11 protein-coding genes are annotated in these 16,473 nt (G+C 51.0%); 7 read left to right on the top strand and 4 right to left on the bottom strand.

Annotated elements, in window-relative coordinates; translation table 11 throughout:
• Positions 1-477: 477 nt before the first annotated feature.
• Entirely contained in the window at positions 478-2,073 is a 1,596-nt protein-coding gene (locus ACN4EG_RS02425) for a cellulase family glycosylhydrolase (RefSeq protein WP_431627561.1), read from the top strand.
• 196 nt (positions 2,074-2,269) lie between these two features.
• Here ACN4EG_RS02425 and rpaB read toward each other — a convergent pair whose 3' ends face one another.
• Entirely contained in the window at positions 2,270-3,001 is a 732-nt protein-coding gene (gene rpaB / locus ACN4EG_RS02420; RefSeq protein ID WP_431627560.1) for a response regulator transcription factor RpaB, read from the bottom strand.
• A 210-nt stretch (positions 3,002-3,211) separates the two neighbouring features.
• Here rpaB and radA point away from each other — a divergent pair, with 210 nt between their 5' ends.
• The 4 genes from radA to ACN4EG_RS02400 all read left to right on the top strand — a co-directional run bounded on the left by radA (position 3,212) and on the right by ACN4EG_RS02400 (position 11,112).
• Positions 3,212-4,870 carry a DNA repair protein RadA gene (gene radA, locus ACN4EG_RS02415; protein WP_431627559.1) on the top strand — a complete coding sequence of 553 codons (1,659 nt, stop codon included), beginning with the start codon at positions 3,212-3,214 and terminating at the stop codon, positions 4,868-4,870.
• A gap of 201 nt (positions 4,871-5,071) precedes the next feature.
• Complete coding sequence (gene apcD / locus ACN4EG_RS02410) at positions 5,072-5,557, top strand: allophycocyanin subunit alpha-B (RefSeq protein ID WP_431627557.1); 486 nt, start codon at positions 5,072-5,074, stop codon at positions 5,555-5,557.
• 459 nt (positions 5,558-6,016) lie between these two features.
• Entirely contained in the window at positions 6,017-6,394 is a 378-nt protein-coding gene (locus ACN4EG_RS02405; RefSeq protein WP_431627556.1) for a hypothetical protein, read from the top strand.
• A gap of 701 nt (positions 6,395-7,095) precedes the next feature.
• Complete coding sequence (locus ACN4EG_RS02400) at positions 7,096-11,112, top strand: magnesium chelatase subunit H (RefSeq protein WP_431627555.1); 4,017 nt, start codon at positions 7,096-7,098, stop codon at positions 11,110-11,112.
• A 321-nt stretch (positions 11,113-11,433) separates the two neighbouring features.
• Here the strand turns inward: ACN4EG_RS02400 and aroB are convergent, their stop codons facing one another.
• Positions 11,434-12,534 (bottom strand): 3-dehydroquinate synthase, encoded by a 1,101-nt coding sequence (gene aroB, locus ACN4EG_RS02395; protein WP_431627554.1) that lies wholly within the window; start codon positions 12,532-12,534, stop codon positions 11,434-11,436.
• 213 nt (positions 12,535-12,747) lie between these two features.
• Between aroB and petL the strand changes: the two genes are divergently transcribed.
• Entirely contained in the window at positions 12,748-12,843 is a 96-nt protein-coding gene (gene petL / locus ACN4EG_RS02390; RefSeq protein ID WP_431627553.1) for a cytochrome b6-f complex subunit PetL, read from the top strand.
• Between the two features lie 171 nt (positions 12,844-13,014).
• On the opposite strand, the gene ACN4EG_RS02385 is transcribed toward petL, so the two are convergent.
• On the bottom strand, positions 13,015-13,974 hold the full coding sequence (locus ACN4EG_RS02385; RefSeq protein ID WP_431627552.1) for an NAD-dependent epimerase/dehydratase family protein: 960 nt from the start codon (positions 13,972-13,974) through the stop codon (positions 13,015-13,017).
• A 55-nt stretch (positions 13,975-14,029) separates the two neighbouring features.
• Positions 14,030-15,091, bottom strand: a complete 1,062-nt coding sequence (gene hemE / locus ACN4EG_RS02380; RefSeq protein ID WP_431627550.1) for a uroporphyrinogen decarboxylase — start codon at positions 15,089-15,091, stop codon at positions 14,030-14,032.
• Positions 15,092-15,490: 399 nt separating this feature from the next.
• On the opposite strand from hemE, the gene rsmH reads away from it, so the two are divergent.
• Positions 15,491-16,465, top strand: coding sequence for a 16S rRNA (cytosine(1402)-N(4))-methyltransferase RsmH (gene rsmH / locus ACN4EG_RS02375; protein WP_431627549.1), 975 nt, complete (start codon positions 15,491-15,493; stop codon positions 16,463-16,465).
• Positions 16,466-16,473 lie beyond the last annotated feature (8 nt).

Genomic DNA, 16,473 nt, shown 5'->3' with positions numbered 1-16,473 from the left:
TACAGGACTTTCAGAACTGTATCTGGTATCTAGGCCCCTAAGATTGGGGATTTTAGCAATGTAGCAGGATTTATTTAGTCAGAAATACAGGGTCAGACCCATCTTTTTGAATATCAGAGGCCAAGGTAAAGCCCAGACAATGAATGCATTTTCACTACATGTTCATAGCCTTGCTTGCCCAGAAGCAAGTTCATAATTTTGGCCGATCGTGGAACTTTCTACCCCCAATCATGACGTCATAGAATCCCGACGGCAGCGTAGCCCCTTTGTATCTAATCGATTAGTCAGGTGATTTCTCCCCCAGTTTGCAACCCCTTTCTCCTGTGACCCATGGCAAATATGTCTCCTAAACCCGGTGTTCGATTCTTGACTAGCTCAAATCCCGATCACACAGTTAGATTGCCCTACAACCATTCCAGGAAGAGGTTATCGGCTGTCGGCCTCAGAATGCTAATCCTCGCTCTCTGCACCACCATCATGTCAGTCTGGTTGCACCTAGGATGGCCGATCGGAAGTCAAGCTTCTAATGTCGCCCAGGCCCAAACAACTACGGTATTGCAAGCTCCACTCTCTACCCGTAAAAGTGAAATTTTGGATGCCCAAGGGCGAACCGTTCTCCTGCGAGGCGTCAACTGGTTTGGCCTCGAAACAGAAACCCATGCACCCCATGGCCTCTGGGAAAGAGATTACGTTGATGTCATTACCCAAATCAAACAAATGGGTTACAACGTGATTCGCTTGCCCTATTCCCTGGCCAGCTTAAAATCTCAAACCTTCTCCAGCGTGAACTTTGATCTGCCCGGAAATGCCACTTTGAGACACAAGACACCTTTACAGGTGATGGATGCCGTGGTGCAAGAAGCAGGCCGTCAGGGTCTATTCATCGTGTTAGATAGCCATCGCTTGAATGACCAGCGCATTCCCGAACTCTGGTACGGTGACGGCTTTACGGAAGCGGATTGGATTAATACTTGGACGATGCTAGCGGAGCGCTACAAAAATCAGCCGAATGTCATCGGAGCGGACTTAAAAAATGAGCCCCATGGGAAAGCTAGTTGGGGAACGGGCGATCGGGCCACGGATTGGCGACTGGCCGCCGAGCGGGCAGGCAATGCGATTCTGAAAGTAAATCGCAATTGGCTCATTATTGTAGAAGGCGTCGAAAATAACGTTCCCGGTCAGAAGCTGAAGCATTGGATGGGGGGTAATTTGGAGGGCGTCGATCGCTTCCCCGTCAGACTCTCAGTACCAAATCGTGTTGTGTACTCTCCCCACGAATATGGCCCTGGGGTCTTTGCCCAACCGTGGTTTGCAGAAAAAAGCTTCCCCAAAAACTTAGTACCCCGCTGGAATCAAGGATTCTACTACATTGCCCAGCGAGGCATCGCCCCCATTTGGGTCGGGGAATTTGGTGGCAGAGAAACAGATAACCGATCCAAAGAAGGGATTTGGCAGCAGCAACTGGTGCAGTTTCTTCAGAAAAATCGACTCGGTTTTGCCTACTGGAGCCTTAACCCCAACAGTGGTGACACGGGTGGTCTCTTACTCGACGATTGGAAAACGATCGACCTTAACAAACAGAAACTCCTGAGTTCACTACTGCCGACCCTCACAATGCAGCCTGTAGGGAATAATCCTCCGGTCATGCCTGCTCCGGCATCGCCAACCCCCATCCCCTCGTCCCAGCTTGTCCCCCTACCAACGCCATCCCCTAGAAATCACCCCCGCAACACACCCAATCTGCCTGCTACCCCGCCCAGTACTGGAGCACAATTGCAAGTTCAAGTGCAGAAACAATCCGATTGGGAAACAGGGTTTTGCATAGGTATCCAAGTCAGCAATCCAACGCAGCAATCCATTTCCAACTGGGCTCTGCGCTTTACCATGACCGATGCTGCAATCAACCAATCTTGGAATGGCAGTTTTATGGCACAGGGTTTAGGTAACTACCAAGTGCAGCCCGCCGACTGGGGAAAAACCTTGGCGGCCAGACAAACCATGGACTTAGGATTTTGCGCAGACAAAAAAGGCTCGAATTCTCAACCCCGAGATTTTCGAGTCATACAACCGTAATTTAATTCCAGGCATATTTGAAGCATCACATTTGAAGCATCATAGCCTGCTGCATTTCTAGCAGGCTTTTGCTATGCCAGAATTTGTTATGTTCAGTAAGGTTCTAAAGAGCTAAGGATCTTTCCCTTTTCACAAACCTTCAGGCATTGAGAGTCAGTTCACTGGAAATCAGTTCACGAAGACACATTTCATCGAATTACTCGGTTTCACCGGGTTCTAGAATGCGCTGGAAAAGATAACCGGTACCCCTGGCAGTGAGAATTAACTCAGGATTGCTTGGATCATCCTCAAGCTTGGCCCGTAGCCGGGAAATATGTACGTCCACCACACGGGTATCGACATGACGCTCGGGGGTATAGCCCCAAACTTCTTGGAGAATTTCTGCCCGCGAGAACGGATCACCGGATTTGCTGACCAATAGCTCCAACAGGCTAAATTCCATGCCCGTCAGCCGAATGCGCTCATCACCTTTGTAAACTTGGCGCTTATTGGTGTCGATGCGAATAGTGTTGATTTGAATGACACCGGAGCTAGGAATTCCCGTTGCAGAATTTTTCTCAACCCGGCGCAGCACAGATCGAATCCGTGCTTCCAATTCCTTCGGGGAAAAGGGTTTGACGACATAGTCATCAGCCCCTAGTTCCAGTCCAGTAATGCGATCGGCCACGTCACCCAACGCCGTCAGCATAATAATAGGAACATCGGATTCTTTGCGAAGCTCTTGGCAAACTCCATAACCATCCAGCTTGGGCATCATAACATCCAAAACGACTAGGTCTGGATCGGCATTGCGAAAGGTGTCCAGAGCTTCCTCTCCATCGGCAGCGGTTACCACGTCATAACCAATCATGGAAAGGCGAGTTTCTAAAATCCGACGAATGCTAGCTTCGTCATCCACAACTAGGATTTTTTCTTTATGAGTTTCCAATTTGGGTAACGCTCCTTAAAAGAGGCAATCCTTAATGAGTTAAGTTTTCATACTCTATGATTAACAATAATAGAACATGTATTTGATTTGATAACCTAAGATCCTGATTATTACGAAGCTTCAGGCTTTCTTAAGACTTTTAGGGATTGTAAAGATTAGGAATTGTAAAGAACTGCTGTTTTATTCCACCTTGCCCCATCACTCAACTCCATGGCGAAGGCACGATCGCTCTTTGTTTGCAATCAATGTGGTGCAGAATTTCCCCAATATTTTGGTCGCTGTCCGGCTTGTCATGCCTGGAACGCTTTAGAGGAGCAAGCTTCATCGGTTACAAGCAGTAACCCTCGCCTCAGCCAAAGTCCCCTGCTGCAACTCAGTCGGGGGCGACGATCGCGCGACTCCACTAGCGAACCTCGCCCCGTTTCCTCCCTCACCCTGAGTCAAATTCAAGATCATCCCCAAGCCCGGTTGGCCTCTGGCTATAGTGAACTAGATCGAGTGTTAGGTGGAGGAATTGTGCCGGGGTCCCTGGTGCTGATTGGGGGCGATCCGGGCATTGGCAAATCCACCTTGCTGCTGCAAACCGCCAACCGTTTAGCACAAACCCACAGCATTCTCTACGTCTGTGCGGAGGAATCGGGACAGCAGGTGAAGCTGAGAGCCCAGCGGTTGGGCATTGGAGTCGTAAGTTCGTCGCAATTAGATCTGGATTCCAGCAGCGATCGAAGCCGGGAAACTCCGCAATTGGGTACCTCAGACTCCTCGATCCCTAAATCCACCCGCAGCAAACAACCCCGCACCAAGAAAACAGAAATCCCAGAGATTACAGCCCCTTCCGACGAGGTCGTGAATCCCACGGGCGATCGAGCAGCGACTGCCACAGGCGACCTGTACCTCTTGCCCGAAATTGATCTAGATGCGATTTTGACGGAATTGGAATCCTTGCGACCTCGGGTAGCAGTGATTGACAGTATCCAAGCGCTGTACTACGCCGCCCTCACCTCTGCGCCCGGTTCCGTAGCCCAGGTGAGGGAATGTACGTCTTTGCTGATGCAGTTGGCGAAGCGCTTAGGCATTACGCTCTTCATCGTGGGGCATGTCACCAAGGAGGGCGCGATCGCAGGACCAAAAGTCCTAGAACATTTAGTCGATACGGTTTTGTACTTTGAGGGCGATCGCTTTGCCAGCCACCGCTTACTACGATCGGTCAAAAACCGTTTCGGAGCGACCCATGAAGTCGGTGTGTTTGAAATGGTCGATCAAGGCTTGCAGGAAATCCTGAATCCCTCCGAATTGTTCCTAGGCAACCGGGAGGAACCCTCTTCTGGCACTGCCACGATTGTGGCCTGTGAGGGCACTCGACCGATCGTCGTGGAATTGCAAGCACTGGTGGCTCCGACCAGTTACAGTTCGCCCCGCCGTTCCACCACAGGGATTGAGTACAACCGCCTGCTGCAAATTTTGGCCGTGCTAGAAAAGCGCGTCGGTATTCCCCTGTCTAAGCTGGATGCCTATGTAGCTTCGTCCGGAGGGCTAAGTGTAGGCGAACCTGCGGCGGATCTAGGCGTCGCGATTGCCGTTGCCGCCAGTTTTCGCGATCGCACGGTTGATCCGCAGACAGTACTGATTGGGGAAGTCGGGTTAGGCGGACAGGTGCGGCCTGTGTCCCAGATGGAGCTGCGCTTAAAGGAAGCGGCCAAACTAGGATTCAAGCGGGCGATCGTGCCCAAGGGCAACTACAATTCCGCTGGCCTAGAAATTATTCCCGTCGCCCGGGTGATGGATGCCATTGCGATCGCCCTCGTAGCCAGCCGCTCCAATTCAGAAATCACCCGTGAAGCAGAAACCGATCAGTGGGAGACAGAGTAACCGGATCGCTTTGATTCTCGGGGATTTTGGGGTAATGATTGGCTCCTATATCTGCAATTCCCAGCCGATCGCAAAGGATGAAATTAATGAACTTTTGTAAACGATTTCCCAGAAATCATGCCTTTTCCATTTTGGATGCACCCTAAACTGGATAAACTACAAGGAGAATTCTGAAAGACCGCAAATCAAACCTCCATCGATATGAGCGTAGTTAGCCAAGTCATCCTTAAAGCCGACGACGAACTCCGGTATCTAACCAGCGGTGAACTCAAAGGCGTAGCAGAGTTTTTTAAAACCGGCGAGCAGCGCACCCGCATCGCTGAAATCCTCGCTGAAAATGAAAAAAAGATTGTAGACGAAGCTTCTAAAAACCTTTGGAAGATTCATCCCGACTACATTTCCCCCGGTGGTAACGCCTATGGCAGCCGCGAACGGGCCCAGTGCCTGCGAGACTATGGCTGGTATCTCAGGCTAGTCACCTATGGGGTTATTGCAGGCAACCAAGAGCCAATCGAATCGATCGGCTTGGTGGGAGCCCGGGAAATGTACAACTCCCTGGGAGTTCCGGTTCCAGGTATGGCCGATGCGATTAAGTGCCTGAAGGCTGCAGCGCTGGATTTACTGAGTGACTCAGACGCTTCTGCCGCTGCCCCCTACTTCGACATCATCATTCAGGCGATGTCCTAATTCAAACCCGACCCTAGGTCTTCGGTTTAAAAATTTTGATTGAAGGTCTAGGTTGAGTTTTTGAGTTCACATACTGAGTGCGACTAAGTTTTGAGTCCTGATTTCCTGGAAACTTTCCATCAGGTCGCTCATTGGGGTTATCGAAAAACATTTTATTCAGGGAACGGCATCGGTCGTTCCTTTTTTTGCTAAGGTCGCTTGGGGTAGCTTATGAATGAAGAGGGATTAGCCATTTCATTTTGGGCTAGAGGGCTAGGTTTTGAGCAGCCAGTTGAGTCGCAAAATTTATTCATGCTTCCGTCTACCCAGGCACAACCGAAGATCGCTAGACTAGAGTCATAGGATTTTAGAGGATTGAATTCTGTCTACCTGGGTAAATTATTTTTTAGGGTACAGTTCCCTAAAAATAGGTTATGACAGTAACGTTTGTTTCTACGAATCTTTGCCAGAGTTTGACTCATGAGCGCTGAGTTTTTCGATCGTAGCTATTCCCATTGCCCAGTTTGCCAAGGATCGACCCTCGTCTGCGAAGGATTAGCGATCGGCGGTCTTAAGGTTTGTCCCCATTGTGGAGCTCGGTTAGTGGTCAGCGGTAGCGGGCATTACGTTAGGGATCCGTTTCGTTGGCAGCTACCATCAGTCAAAATTCTGCGCCACCAAAGTCATCCCCTTTCGCGACTTGTACGGGATTCTGGCCTCAAGACTCCATCCTCCGCCATGGCATTGATCGCGAGCTTATTCCTGTTAGGCATCACTACAGCTTACTCAGGCAACCTCAGCAAGTTTTTTGTCAGCTTTCCGATCGAGCAAAATACCCAAGCTCCGCCACGCCAGTAAAGTTTACAAACTAGAATTTGGGCAACGGAAAAAAGATTTTTTTGAACTTTTGTGAAGCTAGCAGGCTGTAATCAGTCAATTTTCAGGCGGGATTACCGCCTTCATTGTGCTTCATCAAGGTGTGGGTTCCCCCAAGGCGTTTCTGAGCCTTCGATTTCAACAATCAACTTACTGTCAACACTTACTGTCAATACTTTGTTTTTCCAGATATTTCGCTACATTGCCTGGGGCAGTTGCCTTGGGATGGCTTTTAGTAGCTGCTTGCAATTGAGCTGAGAGTAGTTAACTGTGAGAGTAGTTGACTGAATGTTTAACTTTTGTAAATATTATTGGAGTGATTACTCTCATTTTTGTTAAAAAAAATTAATGACAATCACAGAGTTTATATCAAATTGTGTCAGTTGCTGCCTGAAACGCAGTTCTGGTCTGGTTTTCTGGTAAAAACCATTTGTTATAGATGAAAATCGAGAATTGCAAATTTTCCCATCAGTTTCACGATTTAAGTTGATCTGTTTGGGTAAACCCTAGCAATTTTCCGGGTGCTGGCAGAATCTCTACTAGCTTGCCGTGAATTCTCTGTAGCTTGCCGTAGATTTGTAGTAACCCATTTTTGACTGTGCATTTTTCCTCATAATTTTCGATCGCTGCTAGGTCTGTCGTTCTAGCAGAGGAGAACACGCATCGAAGGAGTCTTGACCCGCATGTTCACTTACACCAAACCTTCTGTCCGCCACATTCAACCCGATGACCTCAATGGTCGCTCTTTGGTCAAGGTGGTGTACGTCGTGTTGGAACCCCAGTACCAGAGCGCATTGTCCGCAGCCGTGCGATCGATTAACGCCAGCAACCCTGATATCGCCGTTGAAATCAGTGGCTACTTGATCGAAGAACTGCGGGATGCAAGTAACTACGAAGATTTTAAACGGGACGTTGCGGACGCCAATGTCTTTATTGCCTCACTGATCTTCCTGGAAGATTTGGCAGACAAGATTGTCGAGGCTGTGGAGCCGGTTAAAGCCAATCTAGATGTTTCTGTGGTTTTCCCTTCAATGCCACAGGTGATGCGTCTCAATAAAATGGGCAGCTTCTCCCTGGCGCAGATTGGCCAGTCCAAGAGCGTCATTTCCAGCTTCATGAAGAAGCGTAAAGAGAAGTCTGGTGCTGGCTTCCAAGACGCCATGTTGAAGCTGCTGCGCACCTTGCCGACGGTCCTGAAATATCTGCCCGTGGAAAAAGCCCAGGATGCTCGCAACTTCATGCTGAGCTTCCAGTACTGGTTGGGCGGTAACCAAGACAACTTGGAAAACTTCCTTCTGATGTTGGCCGATCGCTATGTCTTCAAGGGCGAAAAGGCGATCGCTGGTGCAACTAAAGATTCCCCCAACCTGGAATACAGCGAGCCGGTCACCTATCCCGATATGGGCATTTGGCATCCCCTGGCCCCGACGATGTACGAAGATGCCAAGGAATATTTCAACTGGTACGCCTCCCGCAGTGATTTGCCGGACGCCCAACGGCGGGGCGATTGCCCAACGGTGGGATTGGTACTCCAGCGAACCCACATCGTGACCGGAGACGATGCCCACTACGTGTCTGTATTGTCGGAATTTGAAGCCCTGGGTGCACGGGTGATTCCGGTGTTTGCGGGCGGCTTAGACTTCTCCAAACCTGTCGATGCCTATTTCTACGACCCGATCGATCAGAATCAAGCGATCGTCGATGTGGTCGTTTCCCTCACGGGATTTGCCCTCGTGGGTGGCCCTGCGAAACAGGATCATCCCAAGGCCGTGGAATCTCTCAAGCGCTTGAACCGTCCCTACATGGTGGCCTTGCCGCTGGTGTTCCAAACCACTGAGGAATGGCAGGAAAGTGAGCTGGGGCTGCACCCGATTCAGGTGGCTTTGCAAATTGCCTTGCCGGAACTGGATGGAGCGATCGAACCGATCATCATGTCCGGTCGCGATGGCGCAACGGGTAAAGCGATTACCCTGCAGGATCGGGTAGAAGCGATCGCGCAACGGGCCTTGAAGTGGGCCAACCTGCGCCGCAAAGCCAAGGCTGACAAGAAGGTAGCCATTACGGTCTTCAGTTTCCCGCCGGATAAGGGCAACGTGGGAACTGCGGCCTACCTGGATGTATTTGGCTCCATCTACAAGGTGCTGGAAGGCTTGAAAGCCGATGGTTACACGATCGAGGGCGTGCCCGAAGATTCCAAGGCCCTGATGCTGGAAGTGCTGCACGATGCTCAAGCCCAGTACAACAGCCCCGAACTGAACATCGCCTACCGCATGTCGGTCGAGGAGTACGAACGCCTGACACCCTACCAAGAACGCCTGCACGAATCCTGGGGTCCCCCTCCCGGTCATCTCAATACCGATGGCCAAAATCTGCTGGTATTTGGTAAGCAGTTTGGCAATATCTTCATCGGGGTACAGCCCACCTTCGGCTACGAAGGCGACCCGATGCGTCTGCTGTTCTCCCGATCGGCTAGTCCCCACCACGGGTTTGCTGCTTACTACACCTATCTGGAAAAGGTGTGGCAGGCCGATGCTGTCCTGCACTTCGGAACCCACGGATCCCTGGAATTCATGCCTGGGAAACAGATGGGGATGTCCGACACCTGCTATCCCGATAGCTTGATTGGTTCTATTCCGAACCTGTACTACTACGCGGCGAACAATCCCTCAGAAGCCACGATCGCCAAGCGCCGCAGCTACGCGGAAACGATTTCCTACCTCACCCCTCCGGCGGAAAATGCGGGGCTTTACAAGGGCTTGAAGGAACTGAGCGAGTTGATCAGCTCCTACCAAACAATGAAGGACAGTGGGCGCGGTGTGCAGATCGTAGACACGATTATGGACAAGGCCCGCATCTGTAACCTGGATAAGGATGTGGTGTTGCCGGAAGGCTCGGCGGCGGAACTGACTCAGGACGATCGCGATGGCATCGTTGGCAAGATCTACATCAAGATTATGGAGATCGAGTCGCGGCTACTGCCCTGCGGCTTGCATGTGATTGGCAAACCTCCCACTGCCGAAGAAGCGATCGCGACCTTGGTGAACATTGCTAGCCTCGATCGGGAGGAGGAGGAAATCCTCAGCCTGCCCCGCGTCATTGCCAATAGCGTTTACCGCAACATTGACGAGATCTTCAAAAACAGTGATCTGGGTGTGTTGGCGGATGTGCAACTGCTCAACGACGTTCAACAGGCTACCCGTGCAGCCGTCACGGCCATGGTGCGCTCCCAGCAGGACGAAGAAGGGCGGGTTTCCAAAACCTCTATGTTCTCCAATCTGTTTGCAGGATTTGGAGCCCAGAAGAAAGAGCCTTGGGTACAGGCACTCCACGATTTGGGTTACACCAACGTGGATCCCGACGCGCTAAAGCCGCTGTTTGAGTTCTTGCAGTTCTGCTTGAAGCAAGTGGTGGCCGACAACGAACTAGGCGGCTTGCTAACGGGTCTGAATGGGGAATACATCAATCCTGGCCCCGGCGGTGACCCGATCCGCAACCCGGATGTGCTGCCGACGGGTAAAAATATCCACGCCCTTGATCCGCAGTCAATTCCCACCGCAGCAGCAGTTAAATCTGCAAAAGTCGTGGTCGATCGCCTGCTCGATCGGCAGAAAACTGAAAATGATGGTGCCTACCCGGAAACGATCGCCTGCGTCCTCTGGGGAACGGACAACATCAAGACCTATGGGGAATCCCTGGCACAAATCCTCTGGATGGTGGGTGCGAAACCGATTCCCGACTCCTTTGGTCGTGTCAACAAGTTGGAGTTGATTCCGCTGAATGAACTCGGTCGTCCTCGGATTGATGTAGTGGTCAACTGTTCCGGCGTTTTCCGCGACTTGTTTATCAACCAGATGGCGCTGTTGGACAAAGCAGTCAAAATGGCAGCGGAAGCGGATGAGCCCCTGGAAATGAACTTCGTTCGCAAACATGCCTTGCAACAGGCGGAAGAACTGGGCGTGAATATCCGGGAAGCCGCGACCCGCGTCTTTTCCAATGCTTCTGGTTCCTACTCCTCTAACATCAACCTAGCCGTGGAGAATGGCACCTGGGAAAACGAAGAGGAACTGCAAAACATGTACCTCTCCCGCAAGGGCTTTGCCTTCTCAGCGGACAACCCTGGGGTGATGGCGCAGAATGAGCAAGTCTTCCGGGCGGCGCTGAAGACTGCCGATGTGACCTTCCAAAACCTGGATTCCTCGGAAATTTCCTTGACGGATGTGTCCCACTACTACGATTCTGACCCGACTAAGATCGTGGCGCGGCTGCGGGATGACGGCAAGGCTCCAGCCTCCTTTATGGCGGATACCACAACAGCCAATGCTCAAATCCGGACGCTATCGGAAACGGTTCGCTTGGATTCGCGGACGAAGCTGCTGAATCCCAAGTGGTACGAGGGCATGTTGTCCCACGGCTACGAAGGGGTGCGGGAGTTGTCGAAGCGCTTAGTCAACACGATGGGTTGGTCAGCGACGGCAGATGCGGTGGACAACTGGATCTACGAAGACACCAACTCTACCTTCATCAAGGATGAGGAGATGTGTAAGCGGTTAATGGATCTTAACCCCAACTCCTTCCGTAAGATGGTGACCACACTGCTGGAAGCCAACGGGCGCGGTTACTGGGATACCTCGGAGGACAATCTCGATCGCCTACGCGAACTCTACCAAGAAGTAGAAGATCGCATTGAAGGCGTTGAGTAAGTTTTCTGAGGGATATAGATTGGGATCTTCAGTCTGAAACGGCTGGAGATTACCAGTAAGCTTGCCTCCCGGTAAACTTCTATTAAATACCAGAAATCAAGGGAGTATCACAGTCTAGTGATACTCCCTTGATTTTGATAGATGAGTTCGATCAACACAGGTGTCCCTCACCGATCCCCTGTCCTGGGACGGAGAATACACTTTCGGGGGGTGTCGGGGGAGTAGAGTCCCCTGACATTGCAGGGGCGCGGGGAGAAGTTCCCCGATCTTCGCTGCGGAGCAGCCCCGACGATCGAGCCACACCCCGAATTCACCGCAGAATTACATCTTTTGCAAAACCTGCTTAATCACCTCCGGCGTCACTTGATCAGTCACATTTACATGCCCGATCGTGTCTGGTAAGACAAACCGCACCTGCCCTGCCTGCACCTTCTTATCATTCTGAGTGGAGGCAATAATGGCATCGAAGTCCATGGTCGTCGGCAACTGGGTGGGTAGGGCACATTTGGCAATCAAGGCATTTTGCCGATCGCACTCCTCCCGCGTCCACAACCCCATCGCCACCGTAATTTCCCCAGCAGCAACCATACCAATGCCCACCGCTTCCCCATGGTTGACCAGTCGATAGCCCGTCAAACTTTCCACCGCATGGCCGATCGTGTGACCGTAGTTGAGAATTTCCCGCAGTCCCGATTCTTTTTCATCCTTGGCGACAACATGGGCCTTGGCTCCACAGGATCGCGCCAGAATCTCCTGGAGCAGCTCGTCACTCACATAGCGAGCCTGATCTAGCCGTTTAGCATCCTCTAGCTTTTGGAATAATTCCGCATCCCAAATCACGCCATACTTAATCACTTCCGCCATACCCGCCCGGAACTCTCGCACAGGCAATGTTTTCAGCACCTGCGGATCGATCGCCACGAGGCGGGGTTGATGGAACGCCCCAATCAGATTTTTGCCCTTGGGATGATTGACGCCCGTTTTTCCACCGATCGCCGCATCCACCATGGCGAGTAAGCTGGTCGGAACCTGCACCACGTTGATGCCCCGCAACCAAGTCGCCGCCGCAAAGCCCGTCATATCGCCAATCACGCCGCCGCCCAGCGCCACCATCACCGACGATCGCTCTAGGCGATTTTCTAAGGCCGCATCGTAGATCTTTTGCAGCGTCGACGGCGTTTTATACCGTTCTCCTGGTGGGAGAATCACTTGACCCACCGAAAATCCCGCTGACTGGAGTGAATCAACCACCCGTTGCCCATAGTGTTTAAAAATCGTGGGATTGGAAACGACCAACGCCTTTCTGCCCATCTTTTTCAGCTTTTCATCCGTCATCCAAGCGCCTAGGCGATCGAGCAAGCCTGCTTCGATCGCGATTTCATAGGGATTTTGTGGCAACTCGACAGGAATTACAGATGGCATAGTCATTACGATGGCAGAAGAACAAAAATCAATCCAACTCAGAATTACTCAGACTATCTATTCTGCCATGCCCCATCCCTTTCTTAGGAGAGGTTTGCCATTCCATCGGTTCCCAAGCATTGACACCAATAATTGACGGCAAAATCAGTGCCAAAATCAGTGCCAAAATCGGTGTATATTGCTAACAGCGAGAATTTATTGAGGAGAGAAGACATGGGTAGCGTAGTGTTGTACTTCGCTCTGTTGGGTAGCGCATTTGTTGTAGCAATTAGCCTGTTCAAAGTATTCCGTGGCATCAAGCTGATCTAAAACAACGACCAATTCTTAGATTGGATTTTCAGATTGCTTGAACCTCACATTGACATTGGAAACATTGACATTGGAAAGAGCCGCCTTTTTTGTAGAAGCGGCTCTTTTGCTATGGCTCAGTCATGATAATTAAACTCGGCAATCCACTCAACCCAGCCAACCCCGATAATCCTATAACGGTTTGGCAATTCCAGTAATCCGCAACACATCCCCTAAGGTAGAACAGTAGGGCACCAGCCCAAAGGTTTGGGGGTTCACAACATATTGGTGGGTAAAGTGGCGATAGCGCAAAGAGAAACGATCCCAATCAGCCATTTGAATCCGAAAGAGAAATATGATCAGATCCGCTAGCCAAGTATAGAGTGGAATACGAAAGTAAATAGGAACCTTTAAATAAGCACACACTTCGGCAATGACCCGATCGACGGAGTGGCGATCGTTACCCAACACAAAATCGCGCCGTTCTCCCAATGCAGGTGGATGATCAACCAAATGGCAAACGACCTGGGCAATATCCCGACTATGGATAAAGTGAAAACTGCCATCGGCTCGGAAAAAGCGAATCAGCTTAATCCACTTGACAACATCTTTTAATCCAGAAGACAGGTGGGATTTTGGAAAGCGATCGTCCCCGCCAAAAACTAGCGTGGGGTAGACCGTAGTAATCTTGTCCTGCCAAGGAGAATTTTGCAACTCTTGGTGACAGAGATATTTCGATCGAATGTAATCTGTACCAAACTGTCCCGCTTCAGGTAACGGCTGGTTTTGCTGATTGAGAATACTGGCCGTGGAAAAATAGATAATCTGTTGACAGACCGCTGGATTAAGGTGATTGAGTAGTTCCAGCGTCTTAGTGACATTGACGGCATAAACTTCTTCAAAACCACCCCAAGACGTGGCTGCCAAAATTGCACAATCGATCGTTTGCAGGAGTGCCGAAAACCGATCGATCTCCTTCATATCCCCGACCAGCAGCTTGATTCCAGGACGGGCATTGTAGTCAAACTTGAGCTTGTCAGGATTTCTAACCAGCAAAAATAGCTCGTGCTCCGTCTGACGAATCAACTGATCCACCATATAGTGACCAATACAGCCACTGGCACCAGTCACAAAAATACGCTTATGGGTCATGGATGTGGGTGGGTACGGAATGGATAGTACAGGGTCACGCCGTACCCTATACCCCTTAGGCAGTTGCCATCAACTGATCTAGTTGCTTGGCGGTTTCAAAGAAAAAGGCAGCATTTTCTTCTGGAGTACCGGGTAGAATACCATGCCCTAGGTTCAGAATGTGCTTCCGGTTTCCGGCTTTGCGAACGGTATCTAAAATGCGATCGCGAATAATTTCCTTAGACCCGAACAGAACCCCCGGATCAACGTTGCCTTGAACTCCAATGTTATGGCCTAGACGATGACGGGCATCGGCCATATCCACTGTCCAGTCTACGCTGACAAAGTTACAGCCAGATTGCCCCATGCGCTCCAGAACACCCGCGCTACCACTGATGTAAAGCACTAAGGGCGTATCGGGGTGGGTTTGTTTGACTTGCTGGAAGACCCGCTGCTGATAGGGCAGGGCGAAGGTATCATAGTCGATCGGGCTGAGGTGTCCGGCCCAGGAATCAAACATTTGCACCAGTTGCGCCCCACTGTCAATCTGGTAGCGCACGTATTCCGCGATCGAATCCGCTAACAGAGACAGCAGCGCATGCAAGGTTTCCGGCTCACAGAAAGCCATGCGCTTAATCACGGCGTAATCTTTAGAGCTCTTCCCTTCCACAGCATAGGCAGCCAAAGTCCAAGGCGCACCCACAAAGCCCAAAACCGCTGCTTGGTTACCCACTTCCTGGCGTAGGGATTGCAGAACAGTTTTGACAAAGGGCAGCGACTCTTCCGGATTGAGCAGGCGCAGTTGTTTGACCTGTTCCATGGTGCGAATCGGCGGATCGATAATCGGCCCCCGGCTTTCGATGATGTCGAAGTTGATCCCCATGCCCGGTAATGGGGTCAGGATATCGGAGAACATGATGACGCCATCGGGACGAAAGGCACGCCAAGGTTGCAGGGAAATCTCGATCGACAGATCGGGATTTTCAGAGCGTTCCCGGAAGGATGGATATTTATCGCGCAGATCCCGGTAGACCTTCATGTACCGACCTGCCTGACGCATCATCCAAACGGGCGGACGAGCCAGCACTTCTCCCTTCGCAGCGCGTAACAGATATGGAATATCGTTTGCCCCGGTCATTTCCGCCTCTTGCTATCTTGCGTTTTCACAATAAATACAAAAGCTAGACTATCACCGGGATGTAACGCTTTTGTGCGAAACCCTTGGTTTGTAAAGGTTTTGTAATCTAGATCACCGATTTTTTCCAGCAACTCTTGCAAAGCGTTAACGTTTTAACGCTATTACAGTTACAGAAGTTTATGTGTTGTGGAAAAAATATTTTTCACGATTGTTCTGTAGGTTAGTTGATTTTGCGGGTCATTAGTCATTGGCGGAATTCCACAGCAGCTCGAACCCAGACAGCAGCGCGTGGATTCAACATTTTCTAGAAAACTGCCCAGGCTGAGCCAAAGTTGAGGACAATAGAACAGCAGTTTTGCGCATGCTTTTGCCCATCCGCTAGCAACTCCAATTCAACCTGTGACCCACCCCTCCCAAGATATTTCCCAACCTTCCTCACCGCTGGAACCCTCGATCGAGCTGAAACCGCCGATTGAAACTGATTGCAGCGAGGTTGGTAGCACCGCCGATCGCCCGGAATTTGTCCATATTTCCGTGCTCTACCAAGAGGTCATCGACGGGCTGCAAGTGCAGCAATCGGGAGGACGCTATTTGGATGCGACGGTCGGCGGGGGTGGTCACAGTCGGCTGATTCTACAAGCCGCTCCCCAGGTGGAACTTGTGGCTTTAGATCAAGATGCCATGGCGATCGCGGCAGCCCAAGCGACCTTAGCCGATTTCCGTGACCAAGTGACCTTCCATCACGTTAATTTTGCTGCGTTTAATCCTGGGGATCTGAAATTTGACGGCATCTTAGCGGATCTCGGAGTCAGTTCTGCCCAGTTTGACATTGCCGATCGGGGCTTTAGTTTCCGCCACAGCGCCCCCTTAGACATGCGAATGGATCAACAGCAGGAATTAACTGCGGCGGAGATTATTAACTTCTGGGATGAAAAGGAACTGGCCGATATCTTTTACACCTATGGCGAAGAACGGCTGTCTCGGCGCATTGCGCGACAAATTGTCGAACGCCGCCCCTTTGAGACCACGACGGGATTAGCGGAGGCCATTGCCCAATGCGTTCCCGGCAAATATCGCCATGGTCGAATTCACCCAGCAACCCGCGTGTTTCAAGCCTTACGCATCGCAGTCAATCGAGAGTTAGAAGTGCTGGAAACCTTCATTGCCCAAGCTCCGCTCTGGCTCAAACCGGGTGGACGACTGGCCATTATTAGCTTTCACAGCTTGGAGGATCGCATCGTCAAGCACCGGATGCGGGAATCGGAGTTACTGAAGGTCATTACGAAAAAACCAATTTTACCTACCGAGGAGGAAATCCGGGGGAATAGTCGATCGCGATCGGCTAAATTCCGCATTGCCGAACGCATTGCCTAGTTCCGATG

The sequence above is a fragment of the Alkalinema pantanalense CENA528 genome (assembly GCF_050753345.1).
Taxonomy (GTDB): Bacteria; Cyanobacteriota; Cyanobacteriia; order Leptolyngbyales; family Leptolyngbyaceae; genus Alkalinema; species Alkalinema pantanalense.
The sequence above is the reverse complement of the archived record's forward strand: the minus strand, read 5'-3'. Positions and strand labels throughout refer to the sequence as shown.

Bases quoted from the DNA above. Each gene is read 5' to 3' on its own strand.
- aroB (WP_431627554.1), bottom strand. From the start codon at position 12,534: ATGCCATCTGTAATTCCTGTCGAGTTGCCACAAAATCCCTATGAAATC.
- ACN4EG_RS02400 (WP_431627555.1), top strand. From the start codon at position 7,096: ATGTTCACTTACACCAAACCTTCTGTCCGCCACATTCAACCCGATGAC.
- ACN4EG_RS02405 (WP_431627556.1), top strand. From the start codon at position 6,017: ATGAGCGCTGAGTTTTTCGATCGTAGCTATTCCCATTGCCCAGTTTGC.
- radA (WP_431627559.1), top strand. From the start codon at position 3,212: ATGGCGAAGGCACGATCGCTCTTTGTTTGCAATCAATGTGGTGCAGAA.
- hemE (WP_431627550.1), bottom strand. From the start codon at position 15,091: ATGACCGGGGCAAACGATATTCCATATCTGTTACGCGCTGCGAAGGGA.
- petL (WP_431627553.1), top strand. From the start codon at position 12,748: ATGGGTAGCGTAGTGTTGTACTTCGCTCTGTTGGGTAGCGCATTTGTT.
- ACN4EG_RS02425 (WP_431627561.1), top strand. From the start codon at position 478: ATGTCAGTCTGGTTGCACCTAGGATGGCCGATCGGAAGTCAAGCTTCT.
- ACN4EG_RS02385 (WP_431627552.1), bottom strand. From the start codon at position 13,974: ATGACCCATAAGCGTATTTTTGTGACTGGTGCCAGTGGCTGTATTGGT.
- apcD (WP_431627557.1), top strand. From the start codon at position 5,072: ATGAGCGTAGTTAGCCAAGTCATCCTTAAAGCCGACGACGAACTCCGG.